This window comes from Trichlorobacter thiogenes (genome assembly GCF_900167465.1).
In the GTDB taxonomy this organism is placed as follows: Bacteria; Desulfobacterota; Desulfuromonadia; order Geobacterales; family Pseudopelobacteraceae; genus Trichlorobacter; species Trichlorobacter thiogenes.
Genome location: NZ_FUWR01000005.1, coordinates 150389 through 167495, shown reverse-complemented (window position 1 = coordinate 167495; position 17107 = coordinate 150389). Strand labels below are relative to the sequence as shown.

Here is a 17107-nt window from a genome sequence, read left to right as displayed (position 1 = left end):
ATAATATTTTCTGCTGTTTAATCGCTTTTCTTTTGAAAAATGCACATTATATCAGATGTACCGGCTCGCAAAACAAGTCGATATTTTTTGAGTAAAAAAGCTCTTCCACCTCCAAGGTAAAAATTGTTTGCGGCCTCATCAATATGAGTCAGTTGACCACGCCAAGGTGCTTTCAAATATAATAGTCCATTTATTTTTAACATAGGATGTATATTGTTAATAAAAATATCTGAAGAATTTTCAAGATGCTCAAGAACATCAATACAGTATAAACCAGAAGCAATATGGCTTTTTTTAAAAGAAGTTACCTCATGAAACAACGACCTAGTACCAATATTATGTTTATTTATTCTAAATTCAACGAATTTATTTACATCATTATAAACATCTAGCATTATGATATTTGGTTTAAATAATTCTTGTATGATAAATGATATACTTAAGGTGCCAGTACCACATCCGAAATCTATAATGGTATCACTGTAATCGAATGATTTAGCAAAATATTTATCTATAATTCTAAAATTGATAGTATCGTAGTGCTGATTTAAAACATTCGCACATATATTATATTTGGTATAATCACCGCTCCATGACTCATAAAAACTTGAAATATTACTTTTATTAGTGAATAGTTTTTCTTCTTGCCTTGACCACTCGACAGCATAATTAAAAAAATCATCGGTGCTAATTCCTAAATAATCCTTTACATCGTTTACAGATGATATAAGGCTTTTTGAAATAATATTATTGCAGCTAGGGAGAGAATTTATTGTACTGCGGTGAACAAGATAATAAGCTAACAAAGCCTTTTTCTGGCACCACTTTTCAGTTAAACTTGGCATAATTTTCCTTGTTTAGTACGTAATATATCGATTCTATATGTGTTGTTAATATTCTTTTGTCTACAAGTAAACCTAATGATACTGTTGGGACAATATAACTGACTAATGTAGAAATTGCAGCTCCATTAATTCCATATTTATCTATTAGCCATAGATTTAGCAGTACGTTTGCTATAGCACCTAAAGCTGTGCCAATCATGCTTACTCTTGTAGTATTGTCAAGTATATATTTTTGGCTGAATACAATTCCCATACTTACAACGACACCAGAATAAATATGAATAGACAAAACTGAAGATGCTTCTGCATAACTAGCTCCATACATAAGCGCAACTATTTCTCTGCTGAATCTTGTAATTATCATACCTAGTAATAACGAGCCCCAAAATAAATAACCCATAATCATTTTAAGTTTATGATAAAATAACTCTTCCGACTTATGATAAGACTCGATTAACGTTGGATAAATAGATACTGAAATTACAGTAGGTATAAAATACCAGACTTCTGAGACCTTTGTTGCTGCAGAATAAACTCCAACCGCTTTATCACCCATCATGCTTCCTAACATAATTTGATCAATTTTCATGTAGATCATTATAAGCATCCCTGAAAGAATCAACGGCCAACCACTATTAAAAAGTCTTATTGATCTATCAAGGCTAGGATGCCATAACATCCTAAATGTTTGCTGTTTCAAATAAAATAACAGTAAACCAACGCCAGCAAGTATGATCTCAGCCAAGGCAGCCCACGCAAATGTCGTTAAAGGCGCTTTATTTAGAATCAAGATAACCTTGACACATGCCAACACGACAAATGCACCATTCTTTGCCAGAACAGTGTATTTAGATTGCACCTGTGACTGGAACCAGAGGTCTATTGTATCAAGAGATTGAAAGATCATACCTGAAGCAATAATGCCGACCAACCAGTGGGCCTGAGAGTCTGCAGGGCGTATGACAAAAATAGAGGCCCATGCCATTATAAAAGCTATGCAGCCACCACATAGCTTCAGTACAAAGGCAGAAGAAAGTATTTCATGCTTTTTCTCAGGTTCACGAACTATATCACGAACAACAATGCTATCCAGCCCCAGCGAAACAAAAGCACCAAAAAGAGCGACAAAAGCAATGGCAAAATTGAAAGCGCCAAACTGTTCCGGCCCCAGATAGCGGGCTACCCAGACGCCAACAATCAGACCAATACCCATTCTCAATATCTTGTCAAAGAATAACCAGCCAATATTACCTAGTATCTTTTGTAAATTAGGACGGCCTTCAATTCTCTTTCGTATGAAGGAGGGGAGATATGTAATCAAAGTGTTATTCAAGAAAGAGCCCCGCTGTTGCGTGGGTGTTTAACATTATTCATTGAATTACTCCGGCTGTATCTGCTCTTTCAACAGACGCACAAGATACTGTCCATACCCGTTTTTTGCAAGCGGGGACGCAAGTTTTTCAAGTTGTTCTGCACTGAGCCATCCCTGTCGCCAGGCAATCTCTTCAGGACAGGCCACTTTTAGCCCCTGTCTGTTTTCAATGGTGGCAATAAACTGCCCGGCCTCCAATAGGCTTTCATGGGTACCGGTATCCAGCCAGGCATAGCCGCGGCCCATGATCTCTACCGACAAATTTCCTTCGTCAAGATAGAGCCGGTTGAGGTCGGTAATCTCCAGTTCTCCCCGGGCAGATGGCTTCAGACTTTTAGCTCGCTGCACCACGCTGTTGTCGTAAAAGTAGAGGCCGGTAACGGCAAAATTTGATTTTGGCTGTTGAGGCTTCTCTTCAAGGCTCACTGCTTGCCCTGCCTTGTCAAAGGCAACCACACCATACCTCTCTGGATCGTGTACATGGTAAGCAAAGACCGACGCCCCTGATTCTCGCTGCATGGCGCTGCTCAAAAGCTGATTAAAATCATGCCCATAGAAAATATTGTCACCTAAAACCAGGGCAGAGGGGCTGTTGCCGATAAACTGTTCACCGATGATGAACGCCTGGGCCAGGCCATCAGGGCTGGGTTGTACGGCATATTGCAGTTTCAGCCCCCACTGGCTACCGTCTCCCAATAGCTGTTCAAAGCGTGGTGTGTCCTGTGGTGTTGAGATGATCAGGATCTCGCGAATCCCTGCCAGCATCAGGGTGCTGAGGGGATAGTAGATCATTGGTTTATCGTACACGGGCAACAGTTGTTTCGATACGGCCAGAGTTGCCGGATGCAAACGGGTGCCGGCTCCTCCGGCCAGGATAATGCCTTTTCTGGTCATAGCATGTTTCCTTTCGGGGTGGCTAAGCGGCTAGCTTGTAGTATTCCTGATACCATTTAACAAAATGTGCAATACCTTCTTCTATGCCGGTGGTTGGCCTGAAGCCGGTATCAGCAACCAGATCATCGATATCGGCAAAGGTCGTCAGTACATCACCGGCCTGCATCGGTAGAAAGTTTTTCTGCGCGGTTTTCCCTAACTGTTGTTCCAGGATCGCTATGAACTGCAGCAGCTCAACCGGCTTGTTGTTGCCGATGTTGTAGATACGGTAGGGGGCAAAGCTGGCACCTGGGTCCGGCTGACTGCCTGACCATGCTGGATTTGCCTTTGCAGGCTTGTCAGCTATGCGGACAATACCCTCCACGATGTCATCCACATAGGTAAAATCACGCTGTAGCTTACCCTGATTGAAGATGTTGATCGGTCTGCCTTCCAGGATCGCCTTGGTGAAGGAGAAATAGGCCATATCCGGCCTGCCCCAGGGACCATAGACCGTGAACAGCCGCAGGCCGGTAACCGGCAGGCTGAAGAGGCTTGCATAGCTATGGGCCATCAGCTCATTGGCTTTTTTGGTGGCTGCATAGAGAGAAACAGGGTGATCAACATTCTGGTGGACAGAAAAAGGGATGGCGGTGTTGGCACCATAGACCGAGCTTGAGGAGGCAAAGACCAGATGTTTGACTCCAGCGTGGCGACAGCCCTCCAGGATGCTCATAAAACCGGTTAGATTGCTGTCAACGTAGGCGTGAGGATTTTCAAGTGAGTAGCGGACACCAGCCTGGGCTGCCAGATGAATCACGAGATCAAACGGTTCCAAGCTAAACAGTTGTTCAATTACAGGGCGGTCTGCCAGATCCGCCTGCACAAACCTGAATCCGTTCCGGGTCGTCAGTTGTGCAAGACGGGCCTGTTTCAGGCTGACATCATAGTAGCTATTCAGATTATCCAGCCCCAGGACAGCATCGCCCCGTGCCAGCAGTCGCTGGCAGAGATGAAAACCGATAAACCCGGCTGCGCCGGTAACAAGAATCTGCATGGTGCTTATTGCTCCGTTGTAACAGAATAGCCGCGCTTGGCAAGCAGTGCCAGTACCTGATTGGCATGATCCTGGCCACGGGTCTCCAGCAGCAACTGTACGGCAGTGGTACCCATGACCAGCCCCTTGGTACGGCGATCATGGGTGATATCATGGATGTTGGCGCGGGTAAAGGCAAGGTCTGTGGCAAGATTTGCCAAGGCACCGGGTGTGTCCTGCATCTCAATCCGCAGTTTCAGGTAGCGACCTGCTGCCAACAGACCACGCTCAACCACCAGGGCCAGGGTGCGGACATCAATATTCCCACCGGAAAGCAGACAGACCGTTTTGCCCCGGATTCCCTTTGCACGGCCATTCAGCAGGGCAGCCAACGGCACAGCACCAGCCCCTTCCACCAGCAGCTTGCTTTTTTCCAGCAGCGCCACAATGGCCAGGGCTATCTCTTCCTCTTCCACCAGCACCAGATCATCCACCAGGCTCTGGATAATGGGGGTGGTTAACTGACCGGCTTTTTTGACCGCAATGCCATCGGCAATGGTGGTGCTTAACGGGACTTCAGAAATTTGGTTGTCATGCACGGCCCGGTACATGCAGGGGGCAGCCGCAGATTCAACACCGATGATCCGCACCTGAGGGTTATACTCCTTGATGGCGGTTGCAATGCCGGCCAGCAGACCGCCACCACCAATCGGCACCAGCAGGTTGGCAATATCCGGCAGGTCTTTCAGGATCTCAAGCCCGATGGTGCCTTGCCCGGCCATGACCAGCGGATCATCAAAGGGATGGATAAATACGGTGCCGTTCAGGTTGCTGTCTGCCTGGGCTGCTGCAAAGGATTCATCAAAGTTGGCGCCGGTCAGCACCACCTCTGCCCCAAGGTCGCGGGTGGCCTGCACCTTCTGGGGCGGCGTGCTTTCCGGCATGAAGATCTTGGCCGGTACCCCCAGCAGATCAGCTGCATAGGCCACCCCCTGGGCATGGTTGCCAGCCGATGCTGCCGTAACCCCCTGGGCCAGTTCAGAGCGATCACGGGCAGTCATAAAATTCATGGCGCCACGCAACTTGAAAGCACCGGTGGTCTGCAGGTTTTCGCACTTAAGCAGCAGGGGATAGCCCAGTTGCTGGCTGAAATGGGTTGAGCTGATCAGTTCGGTGTGGCGTACCCGTTTGCGCAGGCGATCCTGGGCTTCCAGTACCAGTTCATAGTTGAGGTGTATTGATTCCATGGCCTATGCCCGTTCCAGTCCGGCAAATCTCAGTAGCAGCTTTTTCGGGCCGCAACTGGCAAACCAGACGACCGCCTTCTGTTCATCGCCTTTGCCTTCTATCTTGCGGATGGTGCCCACGCCGAATTTGCTGTGGCGCACCTTGAGCCCCACATAGATACCGCTACCATAGTCATCGCTTGGCTCCGGCACCATTTCCACCTCGGCACTGGCCGAAGCCACTGCAGCAAGGTTGTGGGAGGGAGCAGGGGTAAAAGAGCTTGTATGCTGCACTGCTGCTGACGGTTCAGAGCTGTAGGAAACATGATTGCGTTCCATCAACTCTGCCGGAATCTCCTTTAAAAAGCGTGAAGGCAGGTTGGCCTGTTCCTGGCCAAAGATCATTCTACGCCGGGCATAGAGAAGGTAGAGCCGTTCCCGCGCCCTGGTCATCCCCACGTAGCAAAGTCTGCGCTCTTCTTCCATGCCATCAGGGTCATCCAGTGAACGGACATGGGGAAAGAGCCGTTCCTCCATCCCCACCATGAAGACCGCCTTGTATTCCAGGCCCTTGGCAGCATGCAGGGTCATCAGGGTCACGGAAGGCCTGCCAGCCTCGCCCCGCTCCAGATCAGACACCAGGGCCACCTGTTCCAGGAAGTCAGCCAAGCCGGCCTCAGGGTTTGTAGCGCTGAACTCCTCCACTGCCGAGACCAGCTGGGCCAGGTTTTCCAGCCGTTCACTGTCCTCTTCATCCCTGCTTTCCTTTAAGCGCGCCAGATAACCGGATTCTTCCAGTATGGCTCGAACCAGTTCAGGCATGGTTGTGGTGGCAGCAACCCGCCGGAACCGCTGCAGCAGCTCCACAAAAGCAGCCACCTTGCTACGGGGACCGGAACCCAGCAGGTTTGAATCCACTGCCCGCTCAAAGGCCTCAAACAGGGTGAGCTGCCCCTGTCTGGCCAGTTCTGCCACCCGTTCCACCGTGGCAGCCCCGATCCCCCGGGGCGGCACATTAATGACCCGCTTCAGCGAGACATCGTCTGACGGATTCTCCAGCAGGCGTAGATAGGCCAGAATATCCTTGATCTCAAGCCGGGCATAGAACCGGACACCGCCCACGATGTGGTACGGAATCCCCTCGGCTGCCAGCGCCTCTTCCAACAGGCGGGATTGTGCATTGGTGCGGTAAAAGGCTGCCATCTCCGACAACGGCAGTCCGTTGCGCTGCAACAGGGCGATCTCTGATGAAACAAAACGGGCCTCGGCCCGGTCAGACTCCAGCCGCTCACAACGGATCGGCTCGCCGTCCGGGTTGTCTGTCCAGAGCGTCTTGGCCTTGCGCCCAAAGTTTCTGGCCACCACGGCACCTGCCGCCTGCAGGATGGTGGGGGTGGATCGGTAGTTCTGCTCCAGCCGGATCACGCTGACCTGGGGGAAATCCTTCTCAAACTCCAGGATGTTGCGGATATCTGCCCCGCGCCAGGAGTAAATTGACTGGTCATCATCCCCCACCACGCAGAGGTTCTGACGTTCACCGGCCAGAAGGCGGATCAGGCGGTACTGCACCGGGTTGGTGTCTTGATACTCGTCCACCAGCAACCACTGAAAACGGCCCTGCCAGCGGGTCAAGGTATCTGGAAACTGCTCGAACAGCCGCACGGTCTGCAGGATCATATCGCCAAAATCAAGGGCATTGCAGCGCTTGAGGCGTTCCTGATAGGCAGCATAGATCCTGATGAACTGCTGGTTCCAGAGATCCCCCGCTGGCAGTTCTTCCGGCAACAGTCCCCGGTTCTTGCAGTCATCAATCCGCGCACCAATCCCGTTTGCCGGATAGCGTTTGTCATCCAGATTCAACTCTTTGATGACATCCTTCAGCAGCCGTTCGCTGTCCTTGTCGTCATAAATGGCAAAGGATGATTCGTAGCCCAGCTGATAGATATCCTGGCGCAAAATCCGGCCACAGGTGGCATGGAAGGTGGCAATCAGCGGGGTATCATGGGAGCCGAGCAGATGCTGCACCCGTTCAGCCATCTCTTTGGCAGCCTTGTTGGTAAAGGTCACGGCCAGGATGTTCCTGGGACGGATGCCATGCTCCCGGATCAGATGCACGATCCGGTGGGTGATCACACGGGTCTTACCGGAACCGGCACCGGCCAGGATCAGCAGCGGGCCTTCAGTGTGGAGAACGGCCTGTTGCTGTGGTGGGTTTAAATGGGCTAATAAATCCATAGACTGGTTGTAGTATCGTGTATCTGCAGCGTCAAGAAAAAGTAGTGCTTGCGGCAGCGGTCTCCCGCAGATAGGCCAGAATCCCGCTGAAGTCCTCCGGCGGTTCACTGCTGAACTCCAGGTACTGGCCGGTGACTGGATGGATAAACCCCAGTACCCGGGCATGCAACGCCTGCCGTCCCAGGTGGGAGATCATCCCCTTCAGACGGGTGTCTTTGAGGTTGTTGAAGCGGCCACCATCAGGATAAAGCGGATCACCCAACAGCGGCATGTTGGCTTCGGTCAGGTGGACCCTGATCTGATGGGTGCGACCGGTTTCCAGCCGCAACTGAACCAGGCTGGCTGCGCCAAATCGCTCCAGTACCCGCCAGTTGGTGGTTGCTTCCTTGCCGTGCTTTGCCTTGCTTGACATCCGTAGCCGGTCAGAAGGGTGACGCCCAATGCTGTTACTGACCTTGCCGGTATCTTCACTAGGGGAACCATAGATCAAGGCCCAGTAAAGCCGTTTGATACTGTGTGCGGCAAACTGTTCTGCCAAGCCCCTGTGGGCAATATCATTTTTGGCAGCCACCAGCACACCGGAGGTGCCTTTATCCAGACGGTGCACAATGCCAGGCCTGATCTCGCCACCAATACCGGACAGGTCAGTGCAATGGCCCAGCAGCGCATTCACCAGGGTGCCGGTAGCCGCCCCGGCTCCGGGATGGACCGTCATGCCAGCTGGTTTGTTGATCACGATCAGATCATGATCTTCATAGAGAACATCCAGGGGGATCTGCTCTGCCAGCGGCACTGCCGGGGCAGGCGGTGGTATATCCACCGTAATCTGCTCGCCACCAGCCAGCTTCATTGACGACCGTGGCTTTCCCTCAGCCAGCAACACCTGGCCTTCGTCAATCAGACGTTGTACCGCAGCCCGGCTTAAATCAGGCAGTTGGGTGGCCAGAAAGGCATCCAGCCGCTGCCCTGCTGCCTCAACCGGCACATCAAAACTGTAATGAGTTATTTCCACTGACACTCCAAACAGAAGAGGCGCGCCACCAGGACACGCCTCTTTCTAACTATATACACATTGGTTTAAAACGCTACCAGATGGCCGATTCAATCTTACCAGCCCGCTTGATCAGAATATCAACCAGGTTCAGATCAAACATCCGTTCCGGGTTCAGTTCCGGGGCAACGCGCGAATAAAAATGCTGACGACCTTCTTCGATCTCTTCAGACAGCACGTCAAAGATGTTGTCATTTTTGATGCCGCTTTCAACCTTCTCCTGATTGTAGATCGCCACATCGGAGATAATGGCCCGTGCCAGACGCGCCGCCTGTTCCTTGGTGGTGAGAATATTCATGATTCTTCCTTTCGGAGGGAAGTCATCCAAACATTTTGGTACTCTAGCCTAGTTTTATCGCAAAGTAAATCAATTGACTTATCGTGCGCCCTCTTCCTCATTAATTCGACGCGATGAACTGGAGCTGTCGGCGTTGCCAGGCTTAACGGTTACCGTCATTTTGCGCCCTCCACGCAGAATCACCACCGGCAGCGCGGCACCGATAGGGGTTACCGCCGCCAGTTGCTGCAAATGGGAGGGATCGCGCACTTCGTTGCTGCCAAGCATAAGCACGATATCGCCAGCGCGTATGCCTGCCTTTGCTGCCGGACCATCACCTTGTACGCCAGCTATCAAGGCGCCAACCGGCTTGGATAAGCCTAAAGAGCGTGCCTCTTCATCGCTGACCGGTTTGATGCTGACCCCCAGCCAGGCCCGTGTCACCTTGCCCTTTTCAACCAGCTGGGCAATGATCGGACGGGCCATATTGGTGGGGATGGCAAAACCGATCCCCTGGCCTGCTGCCACTATGGCGGTGTTGATTCCCACCACCTCGCCATGGATGTTTAGCAAAGGACCACCAGAGTTGCCGGGATTGATGGAGGCATCGGTCTGGATGAAGTTCTCAATACTCTCAATCCCCACATTGGAACGCCCCGTGGCAGAGATAATCCCCACGGTCATGGAGCGTTCCAGGCCAAACGGGTTGCCAATGGCAATTGCCCATTGTCCCACTTCAATCCGGTCCGAATCCCCCAGCACCGCCACTGGCAGATCAGTTGCATCAATCTTGATCACCGCAATGTCGGTTTTGGGATCACCACCCACGACCCTAGCCTCATAGACCTTGTCGTTGGAAAGTTTAACCCGGATACTCTCTGCATCCCGCACCACATGCTGGTTGGTAACAATAAAACCATCGCGACTGATGATAAAGCCTGATCCCAGACTCTTGTCGCGACGAGCAGCGCCGCCGCCAAAAAACTCTTCAAACAGGGGCGGCATGTCAGGAAGAGGACGCACCAGCTTTTTGCGACTGATGGTGGAGATGTTAACCACAATCGGGGTCACTTTTTTGGAAACCTGACTGAAGGCACGCTGGGTGGACAGGATATCAGCCGGCACATCCTTAACCGGCGCTTCAGCTTCAGCAGCCGGGCGCTTTGACTTGAAAAAGAGCGGTTCATCCTTGGACGATGAACAGGCGCTAACTGAACCGATGATGAAAATCAACAGAAGAAGGCGGGATAGATCTCTCATCATATTGACAACCTTACTGAATGGAATGTATACAGGATAGCATCTGTGTCGTAGAACAGGGTTAGGCTAGCCGAAAGATTGCTGGCTGTCAACTGCCTGGCCCGGCATGGCAATGGTAGCACCCAGGAGGCGTACGGTGACCGATATCAAGGCACAAATCAAGGAGTTCCGGATTGGCGAAAAGATCCGGGGACAACGACAGCAACGGCGTTTGACCCTGCAGGAATTATCAGAATTAACCGGTCTTTCCAAGCCGCTACTGTCCCAGATTGAAAATGAACAGGTTGTGCCTCCCCTGGCAACCCTGCTAAAGATCTCCCGCGGACTGAAGGTTGATATCCATTTCTTTTTTGAAGACGAGGGCAATCGCCAGAAGCTGGTGCTGACCAAGGGCGACGACCTGCGGCCTGACCTGCAGCGTCAGGCGGTTAATGCGGAAAACCGTCCCTATACCTACCACTCACTGGCCCACGGTATGCGCCAGAAGCATATGGAGCCATTTCTGGTGGAGGTTAAAAACTCAACTTGGGATGACAAACTCTTTTTTCGCCATGAAGGGGAGGAAGAGTTTCTGTATGTGCTGGAAGGTGAGATTGATCTGCACTATGGCAATGAAATTCACCGGGTAAAGAGCGGTGACAGCGTCTACTACGATTCCAGCGAACCCCACGGGCTGGTGTCGGTGGGGGACCAGAAGGCCCGGATTGTTGCGGTGCTCTACTCCAAGTAATCGGGTTGTTTGAAAAAGAAGAGGGGTGCCACAGGTGGGCACCCCTCTTCTTCTATTCTATCTATGCCATCTCAACCACGACCTTGATACACTTCCCAATCCCTTCATACACCTCTGAAATCCTGCCAGCCAGCATGTACGCCGGTGTGGAGACGATCTTGTTGGCCTGATCGATCACGATATCATTTGCCGGGCAGTCCTGATGCCTTGCCCCGGTTTTTTCAACCTCTGCAGCAGTGCCCGGATCGGTGCCGATGGTCAGAGTTGGGTGCGCCTCTTTACCCAGAATGGCGGCGATCAGGGCCGGTGCAATGCAGATGGCGCCGATCGGCTTGCCTACAGCATGGATCTCCCGTGTCAGACGGGCCACTTCAGGGTTGACTGAGGCAGCCGCACCTTTCTGGCCAAAATCGCACAGGTTCAGGGCAGCGCCAAAGCCGCCGGGAAAGACCAGAGCGTCTAGGTCAGCAGCCTTGATTTCGGCAATATTTTTGATCTTACCACGGGCAATCCTTGCTGATTCCACCAGTACCTTGCGCTTGGCGCCGGTCAGCTCCATGCTGCAGTGGTTCATCTCATGCAGCTCTATGTCCGGGGCCATACAAATAGCCTCGGCACCGGCCTGGTCAATGGCCAAAAGAGCACAGACCGCTTCATGGATCTCACTGCCGTCACGAAAACCGCAACCTGAAAGTACCACACCGATCTTTTTCATAAAGGACCTCCTGCATGTTGTTCGGCCAGAGCCGTTCGTATGGCGTCATTATAGGGGGTCAGCCGGATCGGCAACAGTTCCTGAATCCGGTTGTCCCGGCAGATTACTTCATTTTTAAGTCCTTCAATCAGGGCGATGGCAATGGCTGACTTGACCGGTGTTACCAACCCCACCCAGTAGGAAGAAAGTTTTGGTGTCAGCACCGGCACCGGAATGATCCAGAGCCGCTTGCCTTCCAGTGCCGCAAACCGTTCCATCATCTCTTTATAGGTCATGATATCAGGGCCACCAATATCAAAGGTCTCGCCAGCGGTTTTGGGCTCTTCCAGGCAACCAGCCAGATAAGCGATCACATCAGCCACAGCAATCGGCTGGTTACGGGTGGCAACCCAGCGGGGGGTAATCATGACCGGTAGCCGTTTTACCAGACTGTGCACCATCTCGTAGGATGAACCACCGTAACCGATGATCACTGCAGCCCGCAGGAAGGTAGTACTGAAACAACCGGTCTGCAGGATATGAGCCACCTCAAGACGGCTGGCCAGGTGGTGGGAAAGGTTGTCGCCGGTCTCACCCAGTCCGCCCAGATAGATGACCCGTTTGACACCAGCCAGATCAGCGGCAGCAACAAAGTTGCGGGCTGCCTGGCGATCCTGTTCAGCAAAATCACCTTTGCTCTGCCCCATTGAATGCACCAGGTAATAGACCGTATCAATCCCGCTCAGGGCAGCAGTCAGGCTGTCAGATCTCAGCAGATCAGCCTGAATCTGTTCAACCTCATCAGGGAAATCTGAAGGGCGGCGTACCATGCAGCGCACCCGGTAGCCCCGCTGTAGCAGTTCTTTCACCAGGCGCCTGCCTATAAAGCCGTTTGCGCCGGTGACCAGTATGGTGGTCTGTTTTTGTACACTCATAGTAGCGCTATTCTGCCACAAATTCTGGTGCTGGCAAGTGGACAGTTTGTGTGGCACACTGTTTGCCATGTCAGCCAAGGCTCCGTTACAGATCGCCTGTCAGCAGGTGCTGCAAGAGGATAGTTCGGTCTTCTCAATCCAGTGGACCGACCTGCCCCTTGAGCTTGCTCAAGGGATGACCCCGCAACGCCTGCTGGAAGCCTATCTGACAGCCATCAGGCGGCTGACCTGGGGACTGATTCAACCAGATCAGACTGCAGAAGGGATCGCCTTCAAGCTGTTGGGTTGTGTTCCGCTGCTTTGCTTTCTGCAGCCTGTACCAGAGGCGGGCGGGCTGTCCCTGAGGATCTGTGGCGGGCTACTGGTGCAGCGGGACCAGTGTGATCGAGGTGAGTTGGCTTTTTGCTGCGAAGCCAAGCCTGATAGCTTTGTCAGAGTCACCCTGCGGCTGTCGGATTACTGCCCGTTGCTGCTCGGTTCGCAGCGCCCGTCCGTTGTGCGACGCTGGTTGTACCGGCTGACCCAGGCGACCCTGCACCGCCTGGTAACGATCCGTTTTCTGGCCCGGTTGTATCGGCAACTGGGTGGCACGGCCAAAAGGGTTCAAACCGTGCAAGTGCAGGTACAACAGGGGCGGAACACCTGATTGAAGATTGCCGGTTGTCATGGTACTATGTATCCCCTGAATTTTACTGATGCAAAGAAAGAAACCAGATGCCCCATAATGAACTGACCATACCTGCAATCCTGCCGCTTTATCCGTTAAAGGATATGGTGGCCTTTCCCTACATGGTGTTTCCACTCTATCTGGATGAGCCGGAGCTGGCCCTGTTCCGTGCCGCCCAGGATCAGTACGACGGTTTTGTTGCGGTTTCATTTCCCCGTAAAGAACCGCAAGGCACCGATATTCTGGCAACCTTGCATGAGATCGGTACGGTCTGCCGGGTAACCCAGATCAAGAAGGTCTCTGGTGGTCGCTACAAGGTGACCCTGGAAGGGATCAACCGGATCAGGTTGATTGAGCTGGAGCGGATGGCACCCTATCCGCTGGTACAGGCGGCAGTGGTGCGGGAATTTGCTGAAAAGGGGCTGGTGTCCGAGGCACTGGTGCAGTCGTTGATCGGCCTCTTGAAGATCTCGCTCTCCTATGGCAAGCCGTTGCCGGATGATGTGATGAAGATGATCGACTACATCGACAACCCGGCCCGCCTGTCTGACCTTGTGGCGTTGTACGTCAACCTGCCCCAGTCCGATCTGCAGGAACTGCTGGAAACGGTTGATCCGCTGGAGCGGCTTAAAAAGGTCTATGTCCATCTGACTAATGAAGTGCAGAAGCTGCAGGTGCATGGTGAGATGAAGACCGAGCTGAACAAGCGGGTCGGCAAGAACCAGAAGGACTATCTGCTGCGTGAGCAGATGAAGCAGATTCAGGAAGAATTAGGGGATGAAGACCCCCGCAATGCTGATGTGGCTGATCTGCGCAAGCGGATTGATGAGGCTGAGATGCCGGAAGAGGTGCGCAAGATCGCCATCAAGGAGCTGAAACGGCTGGAAAAGATCAATCAGGCCTCCCCGGAATACAATGTCAGTCGCACCTATCTGGATTATCTGGCTGGCATGCCCTGGGCGATATCCACTGAGGATTCGCTGGATATCACCAAGGCTGAAGCGGTGCTGGATGAGGACCACTACAACCTGAAAAAGGTCAAGGAGCGGATTCTTGAGTTTCTGGCTGTGCGCTCCCTGAAAGATACCATGAAGGGGCCGGTCTTGTGCTTTGTGGGGCCGCCAGGGGTGGGGAAAACCTCGCTGGGGCGCTCCATTGCCCGCAGCCTGGGACGCAAGTTTGTGCGGGTTTCATTGGGCGGCGTGCGGGACGAGGCCGAGATTCGCGGCCACCGCCGCACCTACATCGGCGCCCTGCCGGGCCGGATCATCAAGGAAATCTACCGCTGCGGTTCCAACAACCCGGTGCTGATGCTGGACGAGATCGACAAACTCTCCCATGATTTTCGGGGCGATCCTTCTTCGGCCCTGCTGGAGGTGTTGGACCCGGAACAGAATTTTTCCTTTCAGGATCACTACCTGGATGTGCCGTTTGATCTGTCCAAGGTGATGTTCATCACCACAGCCAACCAGATGGACCCGATCCCCGGTCCTTTGAAGGACCGGATGGAGATTATCCGGCTGGCAGGCTACTCCAGTGAGGAAAAACAGCATATTGCCAACCGTTTTATCATCCCCCGTGAGATTGAGGAGAACGGCCTTGCCAAGACTCAGCCAACCTTTACCGAAGAGGGCCTGATCAAGCTGATCCGTGAATATACCCGTGAGGCAGGGGTCCGTAACCTGCAGCGCACCATTGCCCAGGTACTGCGCAAGCTGGCCAAGGAGATCACCCAGGGCAAGGAGCTACGGGCTGAGATTACCCCTGAACTGGTGGCTGAACTGCTGGGGCCGCGCAAGTTTCATGACGAGGTTGCTGCCGAGTCCGACCGGGTGGGGGTGGTGACCGGCCTGGCCTGGACCGAGACCGGCGGCGATATCCTCTTTATTGAGGCCACCAGCATGCCGGGCAAGGCAGAACTGATCCTGACCGGTTCCCTGGGTGATGTGATGAAGGAATCGGCCAGGGCTGCCCTGTCCTACATCCAGGCTCATGCAGCAGAGTTTGGCATACCGGATGGTGTCTTTGAAAACCGCACCATCCATATCCATGTCCCCTCCGGTGCCATTCCCAAAGACGGCCCATCAGCCGGTGTTACCATGGTCACCGCCCTGGTTTCTCTGCTAACGGGCAAACCGGCCCGCCGTACCGTGGCCATGACCGGCGAGATCACCCTGACCGGACGGGTACTGGCCATTGGCGGCCTGAAAGAAAAAGTGCTGGCTGCTCACCGGGCCGGGGTCAAGACGGTATTGGCCCCTACCCGCAACCGGGACGATCTGGAAGATATCCCGGATAATGTCCGTAATGAGCTGGAGTTTATCTTCATTGACGAGGCAGCCCAGGCAGTGGAAGCGGTGTTATAATCATGATCCGGCTGTCTGCCATTGACCAGCAGTTGCTGGGATTCTTTGCCCGGTTTCAGGCATTCTTCTTCCTGGCATGGCAGGCCTTTGTCCGTATCTTTCACAAGCCGTATTACTACCGGGATTTTGCGATTCAGTTTGACAAGCTGGGTTTTTCCTCCCTTTTTATCTGTGTCCTGACCGGCCTGTTTACCGGCATGGTCATGGCCCTGCAGGCCCTGATTCAACTTAAGCCGTTTGCCGCCACCAGCTATGTGGGCGGTATGGTGGCGGTGACCATGATCAAGGAACTGGGGCCGGTGCTGGCCGCCCTGATGGTGGCTGGCCGGGTTGGATCAGCCATCACCGCCGAGCTGGGCACCATGGTGGTGACAGAGCAGGTGGATGCCATGCGGGTGGAAGGTACCGACATCATCCAGCGTCTGGTAACCCCCCGCCTGAAGGCGATGCTGGTGGCCCTGCCACTGCTGACCATCATTACCGATGCAATCTCTATGCTGGGGGGCTACCTGATCGCCTCCGGCTACGGTATCAGCCCGATTATGTACCTCTCTACCTTCACTCAATTCATGGTGCCGCTGGACTATCTGGAAGGGGTTACCAAACCGCTGGTCTTTGCCTTCCTGATCACCATGATTTCGTGCCAGACCGGCCTGAACACCGGTGGCGGCGCCGAAGGGGTCGGGGCGGCTGCCAAGCGGGCCGTGGTGCTCTCATCGGTACTAGTGCTGATGTGTGACTTTTTTATTGCCAAGATCTTTGTGGTGTTCAGGTGAACCAGGTGACGGAAGAACAGAGCATACGGATGGAAAAAGTCTGCTACACGGTTGGTGGTCGGACGATCTTGAGCGACTTCGACATGGAACTGGAGCGGGGGGTGAACCGCACCATCCTGGGGGTGAGCGGCTCTGGCAAGACCACCATCCTGAAGTTGATCTTGGGGCTGATCCATCCCCAATCCGGCAGGGTTTTTATCAACGGTCTGGAGATTACCAACAGGGCTGAGGCAGAGTACCGTGAACAGCGCAAGAAGATTGCGATTGTGTTTCAAGGCGGTGCGCTGTTTGATTCCATGACCGTGGGGGAGAACGTGGGCTATCGCCTGTTTGAGGAAGGGCGCTTGTCCCAGGCCGAGATTGAAGAGATCGTACAGGAGAAACTGCGCTTTGTGGGGGTGGAGCCGGCCCTTGATCTGTATCCGGCAGAACTGTCCGGCGGTATGAAGAAGCGGGTGGCCATTGCCCGCGCCTTGGCAGCTGACCCGGAATATATCTTTTTTGACGAGCCGACCACCGGCCTTGATCCAATTGGGGTCTACAATATTGTCTCTCTGATGAACCGGCTGCAGGAGGCGGGCAAGACCACCCTGATGGTGACCCATGACCTGCCCACGGCCTTTGCCACTTCGCAGCGGTTTTCTCTGATCCATGAATCCAGGCTGGCCTTTGAAGGGACTGAGGCAGAGCTGCGGGACTGCCCGCTGCCCAATGTGCAGGAGTTTTTACAACCGACAGACAAGTCGCTGTTTGTATGAAAGGGA

The 17107-nt window shown here is 53.1% G+C and carries 16 protein-coding genes; 5 read left to right on the top strand and 11 right to left on the bottom strand.

The annotated features are described in order from the left end of the window. Positions 1 to 17: 17 nt before the first annotated feature. The 9 genes from B5D39_RS06630 to B5D39_RS06590 all read right to left on the bottom strand — a co-directional run bounded on the left by B5D39_RS06630 (position 18) and on the right by B5D39_RS06590 (position 10178). Positions 18 to 845: a methyltransferase domain-containing protein gene (locus B5D39_RS06630; protein ID WP_078789675.1), complete on the bottom strand. Its 828-nt coding sequence runs from the start codon at positions 843 to 845 to the stop codon at positions 18 to 20. Continuing rightward, a complete protein-coding gene (locus B5D39_RS06625; protein WP_279627295.1) occupies positions 829 to 2166 on the bottom strand; it encodes a flippase in 1338 nt (445 codons plus the stop codon). The genes B5D39_RS06630 and B5D39_RS06625 overlap by 17 nt, the downstream gene beginning before the upstream one ends. A 57-nt stretch (positions 2167 to 2223) precedes the next feature. Continuing rightward, positions 2224 to 3111 (bottom strand): glucose-1-phosphate thymidylyltransferase RfbA, encoded by an 888-nt coding sequence (gene rfbA / locus B5D39_RS06620; RefSeq protein WP_078789673.1) that lies wholly within the window; start codon positions 3109 to 3111, stop codon positions 2224 to 2226. 22 nt (positions 3112 to 3133) lie between these two features. After that, positions 3134 to 4147, bottom strand: a complete 1014-nt coding sequence (locus B5D39_RS06615; RefSeq protein WP_078789672.1) for an NAD-dependent epimerase — start codon at positions 4145 to 4147, stop codon at positions 3134 to 3136. A gap of 5 nt (positions 4148 to 4152) precedes the next feature. Beyond that, positions 4153 to 5373, bottom strand: a complete 1221-nt coding sequence (gene ilvA, locus B5D39_RS06610; protein WP_078789671.1) for a threonine ammonia-lyase — start codon at positions 5371 to 5373, stop codon at positions 4153 to 4155. Positions 5374 to 5376: 3 nt separating this feature from the next. After that, a complete protein-coding gene (locus B5D39_RS06605; protein WP_078789670.1) occupies positions 5377 to 7587 on the bottom strand; it encodes an ATP-dependent helicase in 2211 nt (736 codons plus the stop codon). 31 nt (positions 7588 to 7618) lie between these two features. Further along, positions 7619 to 8593 carry an RluA family pseudouridine synthase gene (locus tag B5D39_RS06600; protein ID WP_167370382.1) on the bottom strand — a complete coding sequence of 325 codons (975 nt, stop codon included), beginning with the start codon at positions 8591 to 8593 and terminating at the stop codon, positions 7619 to 7621. A gap of 79 nt (positions 8594 to 8672) precedes the next feature. Next, the gene (locus tag B5D39_RS06595; RefSeq protein WP_078789668.1) at positions 8673 to 8936 is read right to left on the bottom strand and encodes a hypothetical protein; all 264 of its coding nucleotides are present in this window, start codon (positions 8934 to 8936) and stop codon (positions 8673 to 8675) included. Between the two features lie 78 nt (positions 8937 to 9014). Then, the gene (locus B5D39_RS06590) at positions 9015 to 10178 is read right to left on the bottom strand and encodes a trypsin-like peptidase domain-containing protein (protein ID WP_078789667.1); all 1164 of its coding nucleotides are present in this window, start codon (positions 10176 to 10178) and stop codon (positions 9015 to 9017) included. Positions 10179 to 10281: 103 nt separating this feature from the next. Between B5D39_RS06590 and B5D39_RS06585 the strand changes: the two genes are divergently transcribed. Continuing rightward, positions 10282 to 10905, top strand: coding sequence for a helix-turn-helix domain-containing protein (locus B5D39_RS06585; RefSeq protein ID WP_244161367.1), 624 nt, complete (start codon positions 10282 to 10284; stop codon positions 10903 to 10905). Positions 10906 to 10966: 61 nt separating this feature from the next. Here B5D39_RS06585 and elbB read toward each other — a convergent pair whose 3' ends face one another. Both elbB and B5D39_RS06575 read right to left on the bottom strand, forming a co-directional pair. Next, complete coding sequence (elbB, locus tag B5D39_RS06580; protein ID WP_078789665.1) at positions 10967 to 11620, bottom strand: isoprenoid biosynthesis glyoxalase ElbB; 654 nt, start codon at positions 11618 to 11620, stop codon at positions 10967 to 10969. After that, positions 11617 to 12534 carry an NAD(P)H-binding protein gene (locus B5D39_RS06575; RefSeq protein WP_078789663.1) on the bottom strand — a complete coding sequence of 306 codons (918 nt, stop codon included), beginning with the start codon at positions 12532 to 12534 and terminating at the stop codon, positions 11617 to 11619. The genes elbB and B5D39_RS06575 overlap by 4 nt, the downstream gene beginning before the upstream one ends. A gap of 67 nt (positions 12535 to 12601) precedes the next feature. Between B5D39_RS06575 and B5D39_RS06570 the strand changes: the two genes are divergently transcribed. The 4 genes from B5D39_RS06570 to B5D39_RS06555 all read left to right on the top strand — a co-directional run bounded on the left by B5D39_RS06570 (position 12602) and on the right by B5D39_RS06555 (position 17101). Beyond that, positions 12602 to 13180, top strand: coding sequence for a hypothetical protein (locus B5D39_RS06570; RefSeq protein ID WP_078789694.1), 579 nt, complete (start codon positions 12602 to 12604; stop codon positions 13178 to 13180). A gap of 68 nt (positions 13181 to 13248) precedes the next feature. Continuing rightward, complete coding sequence (lon, locus tag B5D39_RS06565) at positions 13249 to 15567, top strand: endopeptidase La (RefSeq protein WP_078789661.1); 2319 nt, start codon at positions 13249 to 13251, stop codon at positions 15565 to 15567. A 2-nt stretch (positions 15568 to 15569) separates the two neighbouring features. Next, a complete protein-coding gene (locus B5D39_RS06560; RefSeq protein WP_078789659.1) occupies positions 15570 to 16343 on the top strand; it encodes an MlaE family ABC transporter permease in 774 nt (257 codons plus the stop codon). A gap of 29 nt (positions 16344 to 16372) precedes the next feature. Next, positions 16373 to 17101, top strand: coding sequence for an ABC transporter ATP-binding protein (locus B5D39_RS06555; protein WP_139366698.1), 729 nt, complete (start codon positions 16373 to 16375; stop codon positions 17099 to 17101). Positions 17102 to 17107: the final 6 nt, after the last annotated feature.

Coding starts and splice junctions, on each gene's coding strand:
- B5D39_RS06570 (WP_078789694.1), top strand. CDS start 12,602: ATGTCAGCCAAGGCTCCGTTACAGATCGCCTGTCAGCAGGTGCTGCAA.
- B5D39_RS06585 (WP_244161367.1), top strand. CDS start 10,282: ATGGCAATGGTAGCACCCAGGAGGCGTACGGTGACCGATATCAAGGCA.
- lon (WP_078789661.1), top strand. CDS start 13,249: ATGCCCCATAATGAACTGACCATACCTGCAATCCTGCCGCTTTATCCG.
- B5D39_RS06605 (WP_078789670.1), bottom strand. CDS start 7,587: ATGGATTTATTAGCCCATTTAAACCCACCACAGCAACAGGCCGTTCTC.
- B5D39_RS06595 (WP_078789668.1), bottom strand. CDS start 8,936: ATGAATATTCTCACCACCAAGGAACAGGCGGCGCGTCTGGCACGGGCC.
- B5D39_RS06630 (WP_078789675.1), bottom strand. CDS start 845: ATGCCAAGTTTAACTGAAAAGTGGTGCCAGAAAAAGGCTTTGTTAGCT.
- B5D39_RS06555 (WP_139366698.1), top strand. CDS start 16,373: ATGGAAAAAGTCTGCTACACGGTTGGTGGTCGGACGATCTTGAGCGAC.
- B5D39_RS06560 (WP_078789659.1), top strand. CDS start 15,570: ATGATCCGGCTGTCTGCCATTGACCAGCAGTTGCTGGGATTCTTTGCC.
- B5D39_RS06615 (WP_078789672.1), bottom strand. CDS start 4,147: ATGCAGATTCTTGTTACCGGCGCAGCCGGGTTTATCGGTTTTCATCTC.
- rfbA (WP_078789673.1), bottom strand. CDS start 3,111: ATGACCAGAAAAGGCATTATCCTGGCCGGAGGAGCCGGCACCCGTTTG.
- ilvA (WP_078789671.1), bottom strand. CDS start 5,373: ATGGAATCAATACACCTCAACTATGAACTGGTACTGGAAGCCCAGGAT.
- B5D39_RS06590 (WP_078789667.1), bottom strand. CDS start 10,178: ATGATGAGAGATCTATCCCGCCTTCTTCTGTTGATTTTCATCATCGGT.
- elbB (WP_078789665.1), bottom strand. CDS start 11,620: ATGAAAAAGATCGGTGTGGTACTTTCAGGTTGCGGTTTTCGTGACGGC.
- B5D39_RS06575 (WP_078789663.1), bottom strand. CDS start 12,534: ATGAGTGTACAAAAACAGACCACCATACTGGTCACCGGCGCAAACGGC.